The 13967-nt window shown below is 63.6% G+C and carries 12 protein-coding genes; 4 read left to right on the top strand and 8 right to left on the bottom strand.

Translation table 11 applies throughout. From position 1 onward, the window contains the following. Position 1: 1 nt before the first annotated feature. From IVB29_RS35670 to IVB29_RS35655, 4 genes are all read right to left on the bottom strand, one after another. A complete protein-coding gene (locus tag IVB29_RS35670; protein WP_247508102.1) occupies positions 2-1111 on the bottom strand; it encodes an SCO family protein in 1110 nt (369 codons plus the stop codon). After that, positions 1108-1827, bottom strand: coding sequence for a HEAT repeat domain-containing protein (locus IVB29_RS35665; protein WP_247508101.1), 720 nt, complete (start codon positions 1825-1827; stop codon positions 1108-1110). Before IVB29_RS35665 ends, IVB29_RS35670 begins: the two co-directional genes overlap by 4 nt. Then, on the bottom strand, positions 1824-3113 hold the full coding sequence (locus IVB29_RS38335; protein ID WP_247508100.1) for a tyrosinase family protein: 1290 nt from the start codon (positions 3111-3113) through the stop codon (positions 1824-1826). Before IVB29_RS38335 ends, IVB29_RS35665 begins: the two co-directional genes overlap by 4 nt. 195 nt (positions 3114-3308) lie before the next feature. Next, positions 3309-3998, bottom strand: coding sequence for a GntR family transcriptional regulator (locus IVB29_RS35655; protein ID WP_247508099.1), 690 nt, complete (start codon positions 3996-3998; stop codon positions 3309-3311). 232 nt (positions 3999-4230) lie between these two features. Between IVB29_RS35655 and IVB29_RS35650 the strand changes: the two genes are divergently transcribed. The 4 genes from IVB29_RS35650 (at position 4231) to IVB29_RS35635 (ending at position 8125) form a co-directional block, all read left to right on the top strand. Beyond that, positions 4231-4839 carry a TRAP transporter small permease gene (locus IVB29_RS35650; RefSeq protein WP_247508152.1) on the top strand — a complete coding sequence of 203 codons (609 nt, stop codon included), beginning with the start codon at positions 4231-4233 and terminating at the stop codon, positions 4837-4839. Beyond that, positions 4839-6104, top strand: a complete 1266-nt coding sequence (locus tag IVB29_RS35645) for a TRAP transporter large permease (RefSeq protein ID WP_247508098.1) — start codon at positions 4839-4841, stop codon at positions 6102-6104. Before IVB29_RS35650 ends, IVB29_RS35645 begins: the two co-directional genes overlap by 1 nt. 24 nt (positions 6105-6128) lie before the next feature. Beyond that, positions 6129-7112 (top strand): TRAP transporter substrate-binding protein, encoded by a 984-nt coding sequence (locus tag IVB29_RS35640; RefSeq protein WP_247508097.1) that lies wholly within the window; start codon positions 6129-6131, stop codon positions 7110-7112. An 86-nt stretch (positions 7113-7198) separates the two neighbouring features. Further along, positions 7199-8125, top strand: a complete 927-nt coding sequence (locus IVB29_RS35635) for a dihydrodipicolinate synthase family protein (RefSeq protein WP_247508096.1) — start codon at positions 7199-7201, stop codon at positions 8123-8125. Positions 8126-8228: 103 nt separating this feature from the next. On the opposite strand, the gene IVB29_RS35630 is transcribed toward IVB29_RS35635, so the two are convergent. The 4 genes from IVB29_RS35630 to IVB29_RS35615 are packed head-to-tail and all read right to left on the bottom strand — an operon-like array spanning position 8229 to position 13948. After that, entirely contained in the window at positions 8229-9137 is a 909-nt protein-coding gene (locus tag IVB29_RS35630) for a hydroxymethylglutaryl-CoA lyase (RefSeq protein ID WP_247508095.1), read from the bottom strand. Between the two features lies 1 nt (position 9138). Then, positions 9139-11142, bottom strand: a complete 2004-nt coding sequence (locus tag IVB29_RS35625) for an acetyl/propionyl/methylcrotonyl-CoA carboxylase subunit alpha (RefSeq protein WP_247508094.1) — start codon at positions 11140-11142, stop codon at positions 9139-9141. A gap of 4 nt (positions 11143-11146) precedes the next feature. Further along, the gene (locus IVB29_RS35620) at positions 11147-12751 is read right to left on the bottom strand and encodes a carboxyl transferase domain-containing protein (RefSeq protein ID WP_247508093.1); all 1605 of its coding nucleotides are present in this window, start codon (positions 12749-12751) and stop codon (positions 11147-11149) included. A 24-nt stretch (positions 12752-12775) separates the two neighbouring features. Continuing rightward, positions 12776-13948: an isovaleryl-CoA dehydrogenase gene (locus tag IVB29_RS35615; RefSeq protein WP_247508092.1), complete on the bottom strand. Its 1173-nt coding sequence runs from the start codon at positions 13946-13948 to the stop codon at positions 12776-12778. Positions 13949-13967 lie beyond the last annotated feature (19 nt).

Genomic DNA, 13967 nt, shown 5'->3' with positions numbered 1-13967 from the left:
CTCAGGTAGCTTGAGGTTGCGCGCGATGCTTGGCTTCATCATGCATGGACAGAAGCTGGTCTGCCATGTCCCGCGCGTCCCAAAGACGACGCACATGCGCCTGCGCGATGTCGCCTGAATAGTCGATCAGTATCAGTTCAATGCGGTGCCTGTTGACGGTGGATGTACCGTAGCCAACGCCCAGCTGCAAACGATCACGCAATGCGTCGAAGGACCCGGTCGTGCGCAGAAGCTGGCAGTCTTGAGAGAATGTCAGTCCCCGCTCCCGGCCATATCGTCGAAGCCGCTCGGACAAATCATATGCTGGATCGTAAGTGATCCCGGCAATCATCACCGATCCATCGGCCTTGGTCCCGCGCATCAACCTTGCCACCTCCGCAAGTTGGCTCACGGTTCGTGAGCACTTTTCCGGGGTCATGCAACGTGTGTAGAAGAATGCGACGAGTCCTACTCGCTTCCCGAACAGATCTCCAAACTGCGTGCACCGTCCATCTTGATCTTGCATCTCGATATCGCTGACCCCAGCAACCGTACCGACGATGGGCCTTGGGCTTCGCTCTACCGCTTCGCTGGCCCGGCCTTGGTGGCAGCACGCAGCATGCACCTGCTCCGGGACCGGCCGGTGCCGAGCCGATACCAGCATGTCCTCTCCGGAGCCTGGCGCGGCGCAACGGCACGGATTGAGAGCCGACAAGGCCGCCATCACCTCATCGACCGCCGTCACGGGCGGATGCTCTGGAGCCGACGCCCCGTCCTCAAAAATGACGAACTGATTGCGCCGACGAACTCGCTCGACTGCACGATTGATCAACACCCCGATACCGTTCGGCAGGTTCGGTGCCGCACGAACGACGCGCGCGGCCGCGGCGATTGCATAAGCGTCGGTCCCGGTTTCAAACTCCTCGATCGCATAAGGAAGCAATTCGCTTGCGAAGCCCGCCTTGACCAGTCCGACCATAATAAGCGCCCGAAGGCGCTCGACCTCGGAAGAAGCCTTGCCCTGATATAGCGGGGCATTTTCGTGGAGCAGTGCAAGCAGATCACGGTCCGCTCGAGTGGCGGCGCGCAAGGCTGCCGCAACATCGTCAGGCAGACGCGTGGATTCGATCATGGTCCGGGCCGCGTGGCATTAGGCACGATGCCGTCGAGCTCCAGAGCGCCGCCGACCGTCGACTTGATATCCGGAAACTCGTTCTCGTCGTTCAGGATCGTCGTGGCGCTCCGAACGAAACGATTGGGATCCAGATTCTTCAGAGCAACCGCTCCGGCACGGCGGACCTCCCTGAACTCCTCCTTGTTGTGCAAAATTTCTTCCAGGCCCTGAACAGAGCTCGGGTCTCTGGCCAGGACGCGAACGGCCTGCATACGCACAGCGGGATCGGTATTGCTCTTGAGGATCTGATTTGCCACGGCGCCGATAGAGGCGTGATCATCCCTCGCAAGGAGGGACAACGCAGCGGCCGGCGGAAGCAGCGCCGCGGCAGTGCCCTGCAGGCCCTCGACCAGCCTGCTTCGCGCGAAATCGTCCTTCTGGCTCATCAGGATGCCCAAGGCGTAACGACGGACGTCTTCGCTCGGGTCGCTCGCGGACCGCCGCAGGGCGTCGACATATTCGGCACGCACGGGATCGAACTCACGCACGAGAAAGGTTCCCGACTGCAGCAACTGCAAGGCCTCCTTGCGGGTATCGGCAGAGCTGGATGGACTCGACAACGATGTTAAGGCTGCTCTCCACGCCACCACGGGCGGCTCGGGCGTGGTCGGCGCAGCAAACGTCGTAGCCCGGAGCCTGGCGGCGACCTGCTCTCGATAGTCCTTGGCCTTCATGCGACGCCTCCAGCGTGGAGTTCGAATGGAACGTCATCATAGTCGAAACCCAAGGGATCACCCCCGTGGATTCCTTGCCAATCTATCATATCCCGGACCGTTGGTTGAGGTCCGGGACGCGGCGTGGTCGGAGACGTCGGGAATTGTCCTCGCGGCGGCGGAAAGGTCGGTCGCGGCGGCGTAGTTGATTGGTTCCATGGCCACATCGTGTCGCCGAGATTATGTCCGATCAGACCGGGCCGTCCGGGGGGCGCACCAGCAGTTGAATAGGTTGCCGAGTTAGGTGAATCCGTCCGCTGGTTGAACCACTGCCAGAACGCCCAGAGCCGATCGACGTTTGCATGGAGCAGAAAAAAAAGCGGGTCCTTCGGAGCCGTGGCGGGGAGGTTGATGGGACCGTCAAAGCTGGTGTGCGCCCGTCCGTGGGGCGCGCCTTCCATGCGGCGAAATCGGTCGTATTGCATACCGAGCAACATCGTCTCGGCCTGCGAAATGACGTTCGGCCGTCCGAGTAGCTGCGCCGGCGGAGCTCCATTGATGTTGAAGGTCGGACGTCGATCAATGGAGTCGAGGGTGTCGGTCTTCCAAAACTCCAGCGCGTGACCGTGGGGGAACTGGATCGTGTCACCTTGAGCCGGGTTGACCGGCGGCATGCCGAGGAACGCCCTATCGAAAAGCGCCGCAGCGGGTTCGTCGAAGCGCCAATAGGGCAAGGTGACGCTCGAATCGATCTCCTGCAACGTGCGCTCCAGATCGAGCATATAAGCGCGATGCCACGCTGGAAAACCAGGAAAACCGTGCGCTTCGTCCAGCGAGTCCGTCACATGCGCGTCTCTAAAGCCCTGGAATACACCGTGGCCGGCGTTGTTCAGCTTGCCCAACGCCAGCAGAAAACGGTCGCGCTCCGCCGCAGAGAGATTGACCGCATTCTTGCGAATACGCACCATCATTTCACGCCGGCCGACCTGGGTGCCGGACGCCATCACATCGATTGCGACATCCCCATAGGCACTGCTGGGATGCTGGAATTCGCCCGCCACCCAGAACTCGACGGCGGTGCCATCAGTAGGTAGTTCAAGATCGAGTTCGGCCGCTCCCGCATCGGTGCGAACCGAATCGAACGCCAGGCGACCGCCTCCGTTCACTCCTCCGTTCTGTAGCGTGACGCGTGCCGGATTGGATGCGCCTGACGCGTCAGCCATACGGGCCGTCGCTTTGACCGGTACCCATGTCAGGAACGTATGGCCCTGAGGATCCGTCGTTGGGAGTTGAATGTCGACGCGCACGGCAGCCTCCAGCAATCGGATGCAGTAGACACGATCAATATTGGCAACCTAGAATATATCGTTCTAAGCTACCTTGACGTGTGACAAAAGCAAGGCAATTTCGCGCAAGCTCTGTCCCGGATTCTCGACGCAGGTAAAACGTCAGATGCCTGTCCTGGACGAGTAAGTTGTCGCAGTGGCTCGAGAAAACCTCGTTTAGTGGCTCTTTCGCCGTGACCGTGGCGTCATCGCCCCGCCGCCAACGACCTGAAGCAAGTCCTTGCGCACGGCTTCGATGTGCCGCTCCAGAAACCGGCAGGCTTCCTCGACCTTCTGCGCGCGGCAAAGCGCGATCAGATGGGCGTGCTCCTTCTCGGCAATCCCCATCGCCTTGGTATTCGAGAGCTGGAGGCGCGTGTAGCGGTCGCTGGTCTGGAGCAGAGACAGCACGATCGCGCGGGTGCGCGGCTGCGGGGCGTGCATATAGAGCGCGAGATGGAAGTCGGCATTGAGCTGCCCCCAGTCGCTGACATTCTTCGCCTTGATTGCCTTCTCGAATTGCCTGTGGATGTCGTCGAGCGCATCGAGATCGTCCGCGGAGAAATGCGGCGCCGATTGTGCCAGCAGCCGCGGCTCCAGGATGCAACGCAGGTCGAACACGTCGTTGATCTCGTCCAGCGACAGCTCGGAGACGATGGCGCCCTTCTGCGGAACGATCCGCACCAGCCCTTCGGCCTCGAGCTGGAATAGCGCCTCGCGCACAGGAATGCGGCTGACGCCATAGGTCTCGCCAAGCGCATCCTGGCGCAACTGCGATCCGGCCGGATAGGTGCCGTCGAGGATCGCCTGCCTGAGCTGGTCCACGATCGCAGCCGACAGCGTGCGATGCTTCAGAGGCTGTTTCATCTGACCTTCCGTTGTCCTTCCCGACTCATCGGCGCGAAGCGGTCTCTCTCTTGCATGGTGGGGCGCCCGGCAAAAGCCGAATAGCCACACAAGCCCGCTGCCCAGCAAACGCGCGTCCTGCCGCCGAAATGACCGCAATCTCCGTTTGACACCAAAAATGTATAAATTATACATTTGACGATAGCACGATAAATTTCCGGGGTTGGGGCCCTCTTTCATGATCGAGCAGACGATGCCGGCCACGCGTGCGTTCAGCGTTCGACGCATGGTCATCTGTGCGTCCAGTGCCCTGCTCGCCGTCGAGCGCATCGCGCTGATGGGCCTGATGTACCTGCTCACCGGCCTGATCCTGGTGAATGTCGTCACCCGCTACGCGCACTTTCCGATCTACTGGATCGACGAATCCGCGGTCTATTGCGTGGTCTGGCTGACTTTCGTCGGCGCCTCCGCGATGACACGGCTGCGGCTCGATTTCGCGGTGACGATGCTGACGGAGCGTCTCTCACTGCGGCACCAGAAGATCGCAAAGGTGATTTCGACCGTCCTCGTCGTCGTGTTCGGCGTCGCCCTGATCATCACCTGCATGCTCTGGATGGACCCGATCGGGCTCGCGCGCGCCGGCTTCGACGGACGCAAGCTCGCCGCCGAAACCTTCAACTTCCTCTACACCGAGCACACTCAGACGCTGAACTGGCCGACTTGGGTGCTCTATCTGACGCTGCCGATCTTCGCGGTGTCGATGACCATTCACGGCCTCGCCAATTTGCTGGAAGACCTGGAACTGGTTCCGCGCACGCCGCCGAAGGGATTTCAGCTTTCCGAACTCGACGGGGTCAATTGATGATCACGTCAGCGGCCTTTCTCGCGATCATGCTGGTCGGGGTGCCGATCGGGCTCTGCCTGTGCCTTGCCGGCCTCGTCTACATCGCAGCGTCCGGCAATCCCGTGCTATTCCAGTCCTATCCGCTCCAACTGTTCGGCGGCGTCGACAGTTACGGGTTGATCGCCATCCCGCTCTTCATCCTGATCGGCGAGATCATGAATGGCGGGGGCATCACACGGCGCATCGTCGACATGGCGATGGCGTTCGTCGGCTCGCTCAAGGGCGGGCTCGCCTACGTCAACATCCTCGCCAACATGTTCATCTCCTCGATCCTGGGATCCGCGACCGCGCAGGTCGCGATCATGGCCCAGATCATGGTGCCGGAGATGGAGAAGAAGGGCTACGACAAGACCTTCGCGGCGGGACTGACCGCCTATGGCGGCATGCTCGGCCCGATCATCCCGCCCTCGGTGATGTTCGTGGTCTACAGCGTGCTCGCGCAGGTCTCGGTCAGCGACATGCTGATCGCCGGCATCGTGCCGGGCGTCATCCTCACCGTGATGTTCTGCCTCGTCATCGCGCTGATGGGATACGTCTACAATTATCCTCGCGCCGACTATCAGACGCCGCGCCAGCGCGTCATGACGATCCTGCGGACATCGCCGACCCTGCTGATCCCGATCGTCATCGTCGGCACGATTCTGGGCGGCCTCGCCAATGCGACAGAATCCGCCGCTGTCGGTGCAGTCGCCGCGGCTCTGGTCGGAAAGTACTGGACCAGGGAATTCGAGTTCTCGCAGTTGCCGCAGATGATGCTGCGCAGTGGCATCTATTCGGCGATCGTGCTGTTCCTGGTCGCAGCCGCGGCCGTGTTCTCCTGGGTCCTGATCTTCGGCAAGGTGCCGCAGCAAACCGCCGCGTGGATCCAGACGGCCGCCAAGGACCCGATCAGCTTCATGCTGATCTGCAACGTCATCCTGCTGGTGATCGGCACGGTGATCGACGGCATTCCCGGACTGATCATGACGGTGCCGATCCTGCTGCCGGTCGCAACCGATGTCTATCACATCGATCCCCGGCATTTCGGCGTCGTGGTGGTGATCAACCTCGTGCTCGGCCTGCTGTCGCCGCCGGTCGGGCTCTGCTTCTTCGTCGCGGCCGCCGTCACCGGCGCCAAGCCCGGCAAGATGTTCATCGTGACGCTGCCATTCTTCGTCATCTCCTGCGTCCTGCTGGTGTTGCTCTCGCTCTATCCCTCGCTCTCGCTGATCCTGATCAAATAGACCCGTCCAAAAGGAAGCCCGACCATGCCGCTTTCACGCCGCCGCTTTCTCGCCGCCAGTGCTGCCGCATCGGTGTTTGCGCCGTCGCTGGCGCTCGCCCAGGCCAAGGAATTCCGCCTCGGCCTGATCACGCCCAACGGCCATTCCTGGAACAAGGCCGCGATCAAATTCGGCGACGAACTCAAGGCTGCGACCAACGGCCGGTTGACCATGACCGTGTTCCACTCCGGCCAGCTCGGCAACGAGCCCGCGATGATGCAGCAATTGCAGTCCGGCGCGCTCGACATGGGCTTCATCCAGGCCGCCGAGCTCGGCTCGCGCGTGCCCCACATCGCCGCGATCAATGCGCCCTATATCGTCCGCTCGACGCCGGCGGTGGCAAAATTCGTGCGGCATCCGGCGGCGGTAAAACTGTTCGAGGTGCTGCCGCAGGAGACCGGCACCATCGGTCTCGGCTGGGGCATCACCGGCATGCGTGCGGTGTTCTCGTCCAAGGATTTGACGACGCTCGCGGACATCAAGGGCATGAAGCTGCGCATCAATCCGACGCCGGTCTATCGCGATTTCTATTCCTCGCTGGGTGCTGCGCCCACGCCGATCCCGACACCACAGGTGTTCGACGCCATGGCCAACGGCCAGGTCGATGGCTTGGAGGCCGATCTCGAATTCTCTTGGAACCAGCGCTTCGACAAGGTGTCGAAAGTGATCCTGCAGATGAACGCCGTCTTCATGCCGATGGCGGCGGTGGTCTCGGGCCGGGTCTGGCAGACGCTGCCAGCAGCCGACCGCGAGCTGATCGCCAAGACCGTGAAGGCGACGCTGGACGCGCAGATCGACGAGCTCGCCTCCAACGAGCCCGCGCTGATCGAGAATTTCAAGAACGCGCCGATCCCCATCCGCCAGGTCCCGGCCGGCGACACCGAGGCCGTCATCGCCGAGTTCGACAAGATCTGGCTGCCCAAGGCCCCCGTTCTCGCCGAACTGCGCAAGGTCGGCGCGACGCTCTGATCCCGCCCGCCATCCTCTTCACAACGCACGGCGGACCCAGCCCCCCGCCGGCAATACACTTGTCACAAGTCACCTGGAGTGAACTCATGAGCCGCCGCGTTACCTGGGAAGGCGTCTTCCCGGCCGTCACCACGCAATTCCACGACGACCTCTCGCTCGACATCGACGCGACCGCGAAGGTGATGGATGGGTTGATCCGCGACGGCGTCTCCGGCCTGATCGTCTGCGGCTCGGTCGGCGAGAACACCTCGCTGGAACGCAAGGAGAAGGTCGCGATCATGGAGACGGCGAAGTCCGTCGCCGCCGGCCGCGTGCCGGTGTTGTGCGGCATCGCCGAATTCACCACGGCGTTCGCGGTCGAGACGGCGAAGGAAGCCGCGCGCGTTGGCATCGACGGCGTGATGGTGATGCCTGCGCTGGTCTATTCGTCGAAGCCGCACGAGACCGCCGCGCATTTTCGCGCGGTTGCCACCGCAACCGACCTGCCGGTGATGCTCTACAACAACCCGCCGATCTACAAAAACGACGTCACCCCCGACATCCTCGCCACGCTCGCCGACGTCGAGACCGTCGTCTGCTTCAAGGATTCCTCCGGCGATACGCGGCGCTTCATCGACACCAGGAACATGGTGGGCGACCGCTTCGTGCTGTTCGCGGGCCTTGACGACGTCATCGTCGAGAGCATCGCCATGGGCGCCGTGGGCTGGGTCTCCGGCATGTCGAACGCCTTCCCGCGCGAGGGCGAGACGCTGTTCCGCCTCGCCAAGGCGGGCCGTTTTGCCGAAGCCATGCCGATCTACGAATGGTTCATGCCGCTGCTGCATCTGGACGCGCGCCCCGACCTCGTCCAGTGCATCAAGCTGTGCGAGCACATCATGGGCCGCGGCACCGCGCTGACCCGCCCGCCCCGTCTCGCGCTGCTGCCGCAGGAGAAGGCCGAGGTCGAGGCCATGATGGTCAAGGCGCTCAAGAACCGGCCACGTTTGCCGGATGTCGGGCTGAAGGCGGCTTGAACAAAGGTCTCGTAGGGTGGGTTAGCCGAAGGCGTAACCCACCAACTTTGCCACCGCGGAAAGAGAAGTGGTGGGTTACGCTTCGCTAACCCACCCTACAAAGCTAGGAAGCGGACCGCTTCTTCGCATTCAGCGCGGACGCCACGCGGCTGACGGGCGGTTTGCCCAGCACGCCGCTCATCACGTTCGTGGCAGCCAGCAGCTTCTCCATATCGACACCGGTCCTGATGCCCATGCCCTCGAGCATGTAGACGACATCCTCGGTCGCGACGTTACCTGTCGCGCCCGGCGCGTAGGGGCAGCCGCCGAGGCCGCCGGCGGCTGCATCGATGACGCGGACGCCCTCCTCGAGGCCGGCATAGAGATTGACGAGCGCCTGCCCATAGGTGTCGTGGAAATGCATCGCGAGTTTTGCCGCCGGAATGTTGGCGGCCACCGCGCGCAGCATTTCCTTGGCCTTAGCAGGCGTGCCGACGCCGATGGTGTCGCCAAGCGATATCTCGTAGCAGCCGAGCTCCCACAGCGTGTTGGCGAGATCGGCAACCGCCTTCGGCTTGATCTCGCCGTCAAACGGACAGCCCAGCACGCAGGAGATATAGCCGCGCACTTTCACCCCGTCGGCCTTGGCACGCGCGAGAACCGGCTTGAACCGGTCGATGGACTCCGCGACCGTGCAGTTGATGTTGGCGCGCGAAAAGCCCTCGGAGGCCGCAGCGAACACGGACACCACTTTCGCGCCCGCCGCGCACGCGGCGTCATAGCCCTTCTCGTTCGGCACCAGCACATGGAATTCGGCACCCTTGACGTGGCTGACGCCGCGCAAGACGGCGTCGGAGCTTGCCATCTGCGGGATCGCCTTGGGCGAGACGAAGGCGCCGACCTCGACCGTATCGAGGCCAGCTCCGACCAGCGCCTCGATGAAGGCGATGCGGGCCTCGACACTGACCGGCGTCTTCTCGTTCTGGAGGCCGTCGCGCGGCCCCATTTCGATGATGCGAACGGGATCGCTCATGTCACTCACCGGAAGCCTCGACCACGGCGAGTTCGACGCCCTCCTGCACGATGTCGCCGACCTTGCATTTGATGGATTTCAGCACGCCGGCATAGGGCGCGCGCAGCGTCTGCTCCATCTTCATCACTTCCAGGGTGAGGATCGGCGCACCCTTTTCGAGCTTTGCTCCCTCCTCGGCCAGCACGGCGACGACCGTGCCCGGCAAGGGCGCTGCGATCTTGTCCGCGCCGGTCTGCTCCTCGGTCTCGCCGCCGAACGGATCGACCCAGTGCAGGTCGAATCGGCCGTTGCGCGTGCGCAAGTAAAGCTCGTGGCCGGTGATCACAGCCGCGACTGACGATTTGACGCCATCCAGCGTCAGATCGAATCCGCCGTCCTTCGGCACGACGGCAAACGCCAGCTCGCGCTCGCCAATGACCAGCGTCGACGGGCCGCTGCCGTAGTACAGCGACACCTTCTGCTCGCCCCCGTGGCCGACGCGGAAGGCAAAGCTGCGCTGGCGGCGGCCGACCGGCTGCCAGCCAAAAGTCTGCCAGGGCGAATTCGCGCCCGCTTGCGCGGCCTGCCGCTCGTCATTGATAACAGCGGCGACCGCAGCGCAGAGCTCGAGCTCGCCGGGCGCCGGCGTCGCGGAAGTCAGCACCGCCAGCTCGCGCTCGATGAAGCCGGTGTCGATCGCATTGGTCCGCACTTTTGGGTGCGTCATCAGCGCGGAGAGGAACGGGATGTTGGTGACGATGCCGCGGACGTCGGACTCCTCAAGCCCGCGGTTCAGCCGCTCGATCGCGACATCCCGCGTCGGCGCCCATGCGATCATCTTTGCGAGCATGGCGTCGTAGTAGGGCGAGACGGTATCCCCCTCGCGATAGCCGGCATCGATGCGTAAGCCGCCCGTCTCGGCCGGCAAGCGCCAGGTCGAGATCTTGCCGACCGACGGCATGAAATTCTTGGTCGGGTTTTCCGCGTAGACACGCGCCTCGACCGCGTGGCCATGGAGCCGGATCTCATCCTGCTTCAACGGCAGCGCCTCGCCGAAGGCGACGCGCAGCTGCCATTCGACGAGATCAACCCCCGTGATCAATTCGGTCACGGGATGCTCGACCTGGAGACGGGTGTTCATCTCGATGAAGAACACGTCCTTGCCGTCGGAGACGAACTCGATGGTGCCGGCGCCGACATAGCTCACCGCGCCCGCCGCTTTTCGCGCGGCGGCGCAAACCGTCTCGCGCTGGGCCGGGCTCAGGGTCGGCGACGGCGCCTCCTCGATCACCTTCTGATGCCGGCGCTGCAAGGTGCATTCGCGCTCGAACAGCGACAGCAGATTGCCGTGGCTGTCGCCGACGATCTGCACCTCGATATGCCTGGGATTGTCGACATATTTTTCGATCAGCATGCGGTCGTCGCCGAACGCGGCTTTTGCTTCCCGCTTGGCACTGATGATCGCGGGGCCAAGTTCGTCTGCAGACCGTACGACGCGCATGCCACGGCCACCGCCGCCGGCAGAGGCCTTCACCAGAATGGGAAAGCCGACCTTGTCCGCGGCCTTCGCCAGCGTGGCGTCGTCCTGGGCTTCGCCGTGATAGCCGGGCACCAGCGGCACGCCGGCCTTCTCCATCAGCGCTTTCGAGCCGGACTTCGAGCCCATCGCATTCATCATGTCGGCGGTCGGACCGACGAAGACGAGCCCGGCGTCGTAGCAGGCCTGTGCGAACTCTGCATTCTCCGACAGGAAACCGTAACCGGGATGCACCGCCTCGGCACCCGTTTTCCGCGCGGCTTCGATCAGGCGCTCGACATTGAGATAGCTGTCGCGGGCCCGCGCGGGCCCGAGCAGCACCGCCTCGTCTGCGAGCGCGACATGCATGGCGTCGCGGTCGGCCTCGGAATAGACCGCGACCGTGCGCAGGCCCATCGCGCGGGCGGTGCGGATGATGCGGCAGGCGATCTCGCCGCGGTTGGCGATCAGGAGCGTGCGAAAACGGCGGTAGAGTTTTTGGCGGTCCATCGCATCACATCCTGAACAGGCCGAATTTCGTCGGTTCGATCGGCGCATTCGACGCCGCCGAGAGGCCAAGACCGAGCACGAGGCGCGTGTCGGCGGGGTCGATCACGCCGTCGTCCCACAGTCGCGCGGTCGCGTAATAGGGATGCCCCTGGCTGTCATATTGCGCGCGGATGGGCTTGCGGAACGTCTCTTCCTCATCCTTCGACCAGCTATCGCCCTTGGCCTCGATATTGTCGCGGCGGACCTGGCTCAGCACCATCGAGGCCTGCTCGCCGCCCATCACCGAGATGCGCGCATTCGGCCACATCCAGAGGAAGCGCGGTGAGTAGGCGCGGCCGCACATGCCGTAATTGCCGGCGCCGTAGGAGCCGCCGATCACGACGGTGAATTTCGGCACAGAAGCGGTCGCAACCGCCGTCACGAGCTTTGCGCCGTCGCGCGCGATGCCGCCAGCTTCGTACTTCTTGCCGACCATGAAGCCGGTGATGTTCTGCAAGAACACCAGGGGAATGCCACGCTGGCAGCACAGCTCGATGAAATGCGCGCCCTTCAGCGAACTTTCACTGAAGAGAATGCCGTTGTTGGCGATGATGCCGACCGGATAACCCCAGATGTGGGCGAAGCCGCACACCAGCGTCGTGCCGTAGAGTTTCTTGAACTCGTCGAACTCGGAGCCATCAACGACACGGGCGATGATGTCGCGCACGTCAAAGGGCTTGCGGCCATCGACCGGCACCACGCCGTAGATCTCCTCCGCCGCGAACAGCGGATCACGTGGCGGATGCATGTTGAGATTCGGCCGCGTCGATGGCTTGAGCGTGCCGACGATGCGCCGCGCGATGCCGATCGCATGGGCATCGTTCTGCGCGTAGTGATCGGTGACGCCCGACTGGCGCGAATGCACGTCGGCGCCGCCGAGCTCTTCCGCGGTCACGACTTCGCCGGTCGCGGCCTTCACCAGCGGCGGGCCGCCGAGGAAGATGGTGCCTTGATTACGCACGATGATGCTCTCGTCCGACATCGCCGGCACGTAGGCGCCGCCTGCGGTGCAGGAGCCCATCACGACCGCGATCTGCGGAATGCCCTGGGAGGACATCTGCGCCTGGTTGTAGAAGATGCGGCCAAAGTGCCGCTCGTCCGGAAAGATCTCATCCTGCAGCGGCAGGAAGGCGCCGCCGGAATCGACCATGTAGACGCAGGGCAGATTGTTCTGCCGCGCCACGTCCTGCGCGCGGAGATGCTTCTTCACGGTCATGGGGTAATAGGTGCCGCCCTTGATGGTGGCATCGTTGGCGACGATTACGCATTCGCGGCCCGCGATGCGTCCCACCCCGGTGACGACGCTCGCCGAATGCACGTCGCCGCCATAGAGGCCATAGGCCGCAAGCGGCGACAACTCCAGGAACGAGGTGCCGGGGTCGACCAGGAGGTCGACACGCTCGCGCGCCAGCATCTTGCCGCGCGAGGTGTGGCGGTTGCGCGAGGCCTCGCCGCCGCCACCGGCGACTTGGGCGAGCTTTTCGCGCAGATCCGCGACGAGCCCGCGCATGGATTCGGCATTGCGCGCAAAATCAGATGAAGACGGATCGATACTGGAATGGAGCGACATGTGGATTCCAATCAGGTGAGAGTCTTAAGCCGTTTCCGCCATCAGCTCGCGACCGATCAGCATGCGCCGCACCTCCGAGGTGCCGGCGCCGATCTCGTAGAGCTTTGCATCGCGCCAGAGCCGGCCGACCGGAAATTCGGATGTATAGCCGACCCCGCCCAGCGCCTGGATCGCCTCGCCCGCCATCCAGGTCGCCTTCTCCGCGGAATAGAGGATCGCCGCCGCAGCGTCCTTGCGCAAGCTGCGGGCATGGTCGGCGCGGTCGCAGGCGCGCCCGACCGCATAGACATAGGCGCGCGCCGACTGCCAGGTCGCATACATGTCGGCGAGCTTGCCCTGCATCAGCTGGAAATCGCCGATCGGCTGGCCGAACTGTTTGCGTTCGTGCATGTAGGGCACCACAGCGTCCATGCACGCCGCCATGATGCCGAGCGGGCCGCCTGAGAGAACCGTGCGCTCATAGTCGAGGCCGGACATCAGCACCTTGACGCCCTCGCCCACCTTGCCCATCACGTTCTCCTCCGGCACCTCGCATTCGTCGAAGAACAAGGGATAGGTGTTGGAGCCGCGCATGCCGAGCTTGTCGAGATGCTGGCCGTGGGTAAAGCCCTTGAAGCCTTTTTCGATCAGGAAGGCGGTCATGCCGCGCGGGCCGGCCTCAGGATCGGTCTTGGCGTAGACCACCAGCACGTCGGCATCGCCGCCATTGGTGATCCACATTTTCGAGCCGTTGAGCACGTAGCGGTCGCCGCGCTTGTCGGCCCGCAGCTTCATGGAGACGACGTCGGAGCCGGCGCCGGGCTCGGACATCGCGAGCGCGCCGACATATTCGCCGGAGATCAGTTTCGGCAGATAGCGCTGGCGCTGCGCGTCGTTCCCGTTGCGGCTGATCTGGTTGACGCAGAGGTTGGAATGGGCGCCGTAGGACAGGCCCACGGCCGCCGAGCCGCGCGAAATCTCCTCCATGGCGACGATGTGGGCGAGATAGCCCATGCTCGAGCCGCCATATTGCTCCGGCGCGGTCATGCCGTGCAGGCCGAGGTCGCCGAGGCGCTTCCAGAGGTCGGCCGGGAACAGATTGGCCTTCTCGATCTCGGCGGCGCGCGGGGCGATCTCCGCCTCCACGAAAGCGCGCAGCGTGTCGCGCAGCATGCCGACGTCTTCGCCCAGATCGAAATCGATGCTTGGGATGTTCAAGGCGATTCCTCCGTATTTT

It is taken from the genome of Bradyrhizobium sp. 1, assembly GCF_023073315.1.
GTDB lineage: Bacteria > Pseudomonadota > Alphaproteobacteria > Rhizobiales > Xanthobacteraceae > Bradyrhizobium.
Note: the sequence above shows the minus strand (reverse complement) of the source record. Positions and strands in the feature narration are given on the sequence as shown.

Excerpts from the sequence above, each read along its gene's own strand:
- IVB29_RS35670 (WP_247508102.1), bottom strand. The coding sequence starts at position 1,111 with ATGATCGAATCCACGCGTCTGCCTGACGATGTTGCGGCAGCCTTGCGC.
- IVB29_RS35665 (WP_247508101.1), bottom strand. The coding sequence starts at position 1,827 with ATGAAGGCCAAGGACTATCGAGAGCAGGTCGCCGCCAGGCTCCGGGCT.
- IVB29_RS35655 (WP_247508099.1), bottom strand. The coding sequence starts at position 3,998 with ATGAAACAGCCTCTGAAGCATCGCACGCTGTCGGCTGCGATCGTGGAC.
- IVB29_RS35650 (WP_247508152.1), top strand. The coding sequence starts at position 4,231 with ATGCCGGCCACGCGTGCGTTCAGCGTTCGACGCATGGTCATCTGTGCG.
- IVB29_RS35645 (WP_247508098.1), top strand. The coding sequence starts at position 4,839 with ATGATCACGTCAGCGGCCTTTCTCGCGATCATGCTGGTCGGGGTGCCG.
- IVB29_RS35640 (WP_247508097.1), top strand. The coding sequence starts at position 6,129 with ATGCCGCTTTCACGCCGCCGCTTTCTCGCCGCCAGTGCTGCCGCATCG.
- IVB29_RS35635 (WP_247508096.1), top strand. The coding sequence starts at position 7,199 with ATGAGCCGCCGCGTTACCTGGGAAGGCGTCTTCCCGGCCGTCACCACG.
- IVB29_RS35630 (WP_247508095.1), bottom strand. The coding sequence starts at position 9,137 with ATGAGCGATCCCGTTCGCATCATCGAAATGGGGCCGCGCGACGGCCTC.
- IVB29_RS35625 (WP_247508094.1), bottom strand. The coding sequence starts at position 11,142 with ATGGACCGCCAAAAACTCTACCGCCGTTTTCGCACGCTCCTGATCGCC.
- IVB29_RS35620 (WP_247508093.1), bottom strand. The coding sequence starts at position 12,751 with ATGTCGCTCCATTCCAGTATCGATCCGTCTTCATCTGATTTTGCGCGC.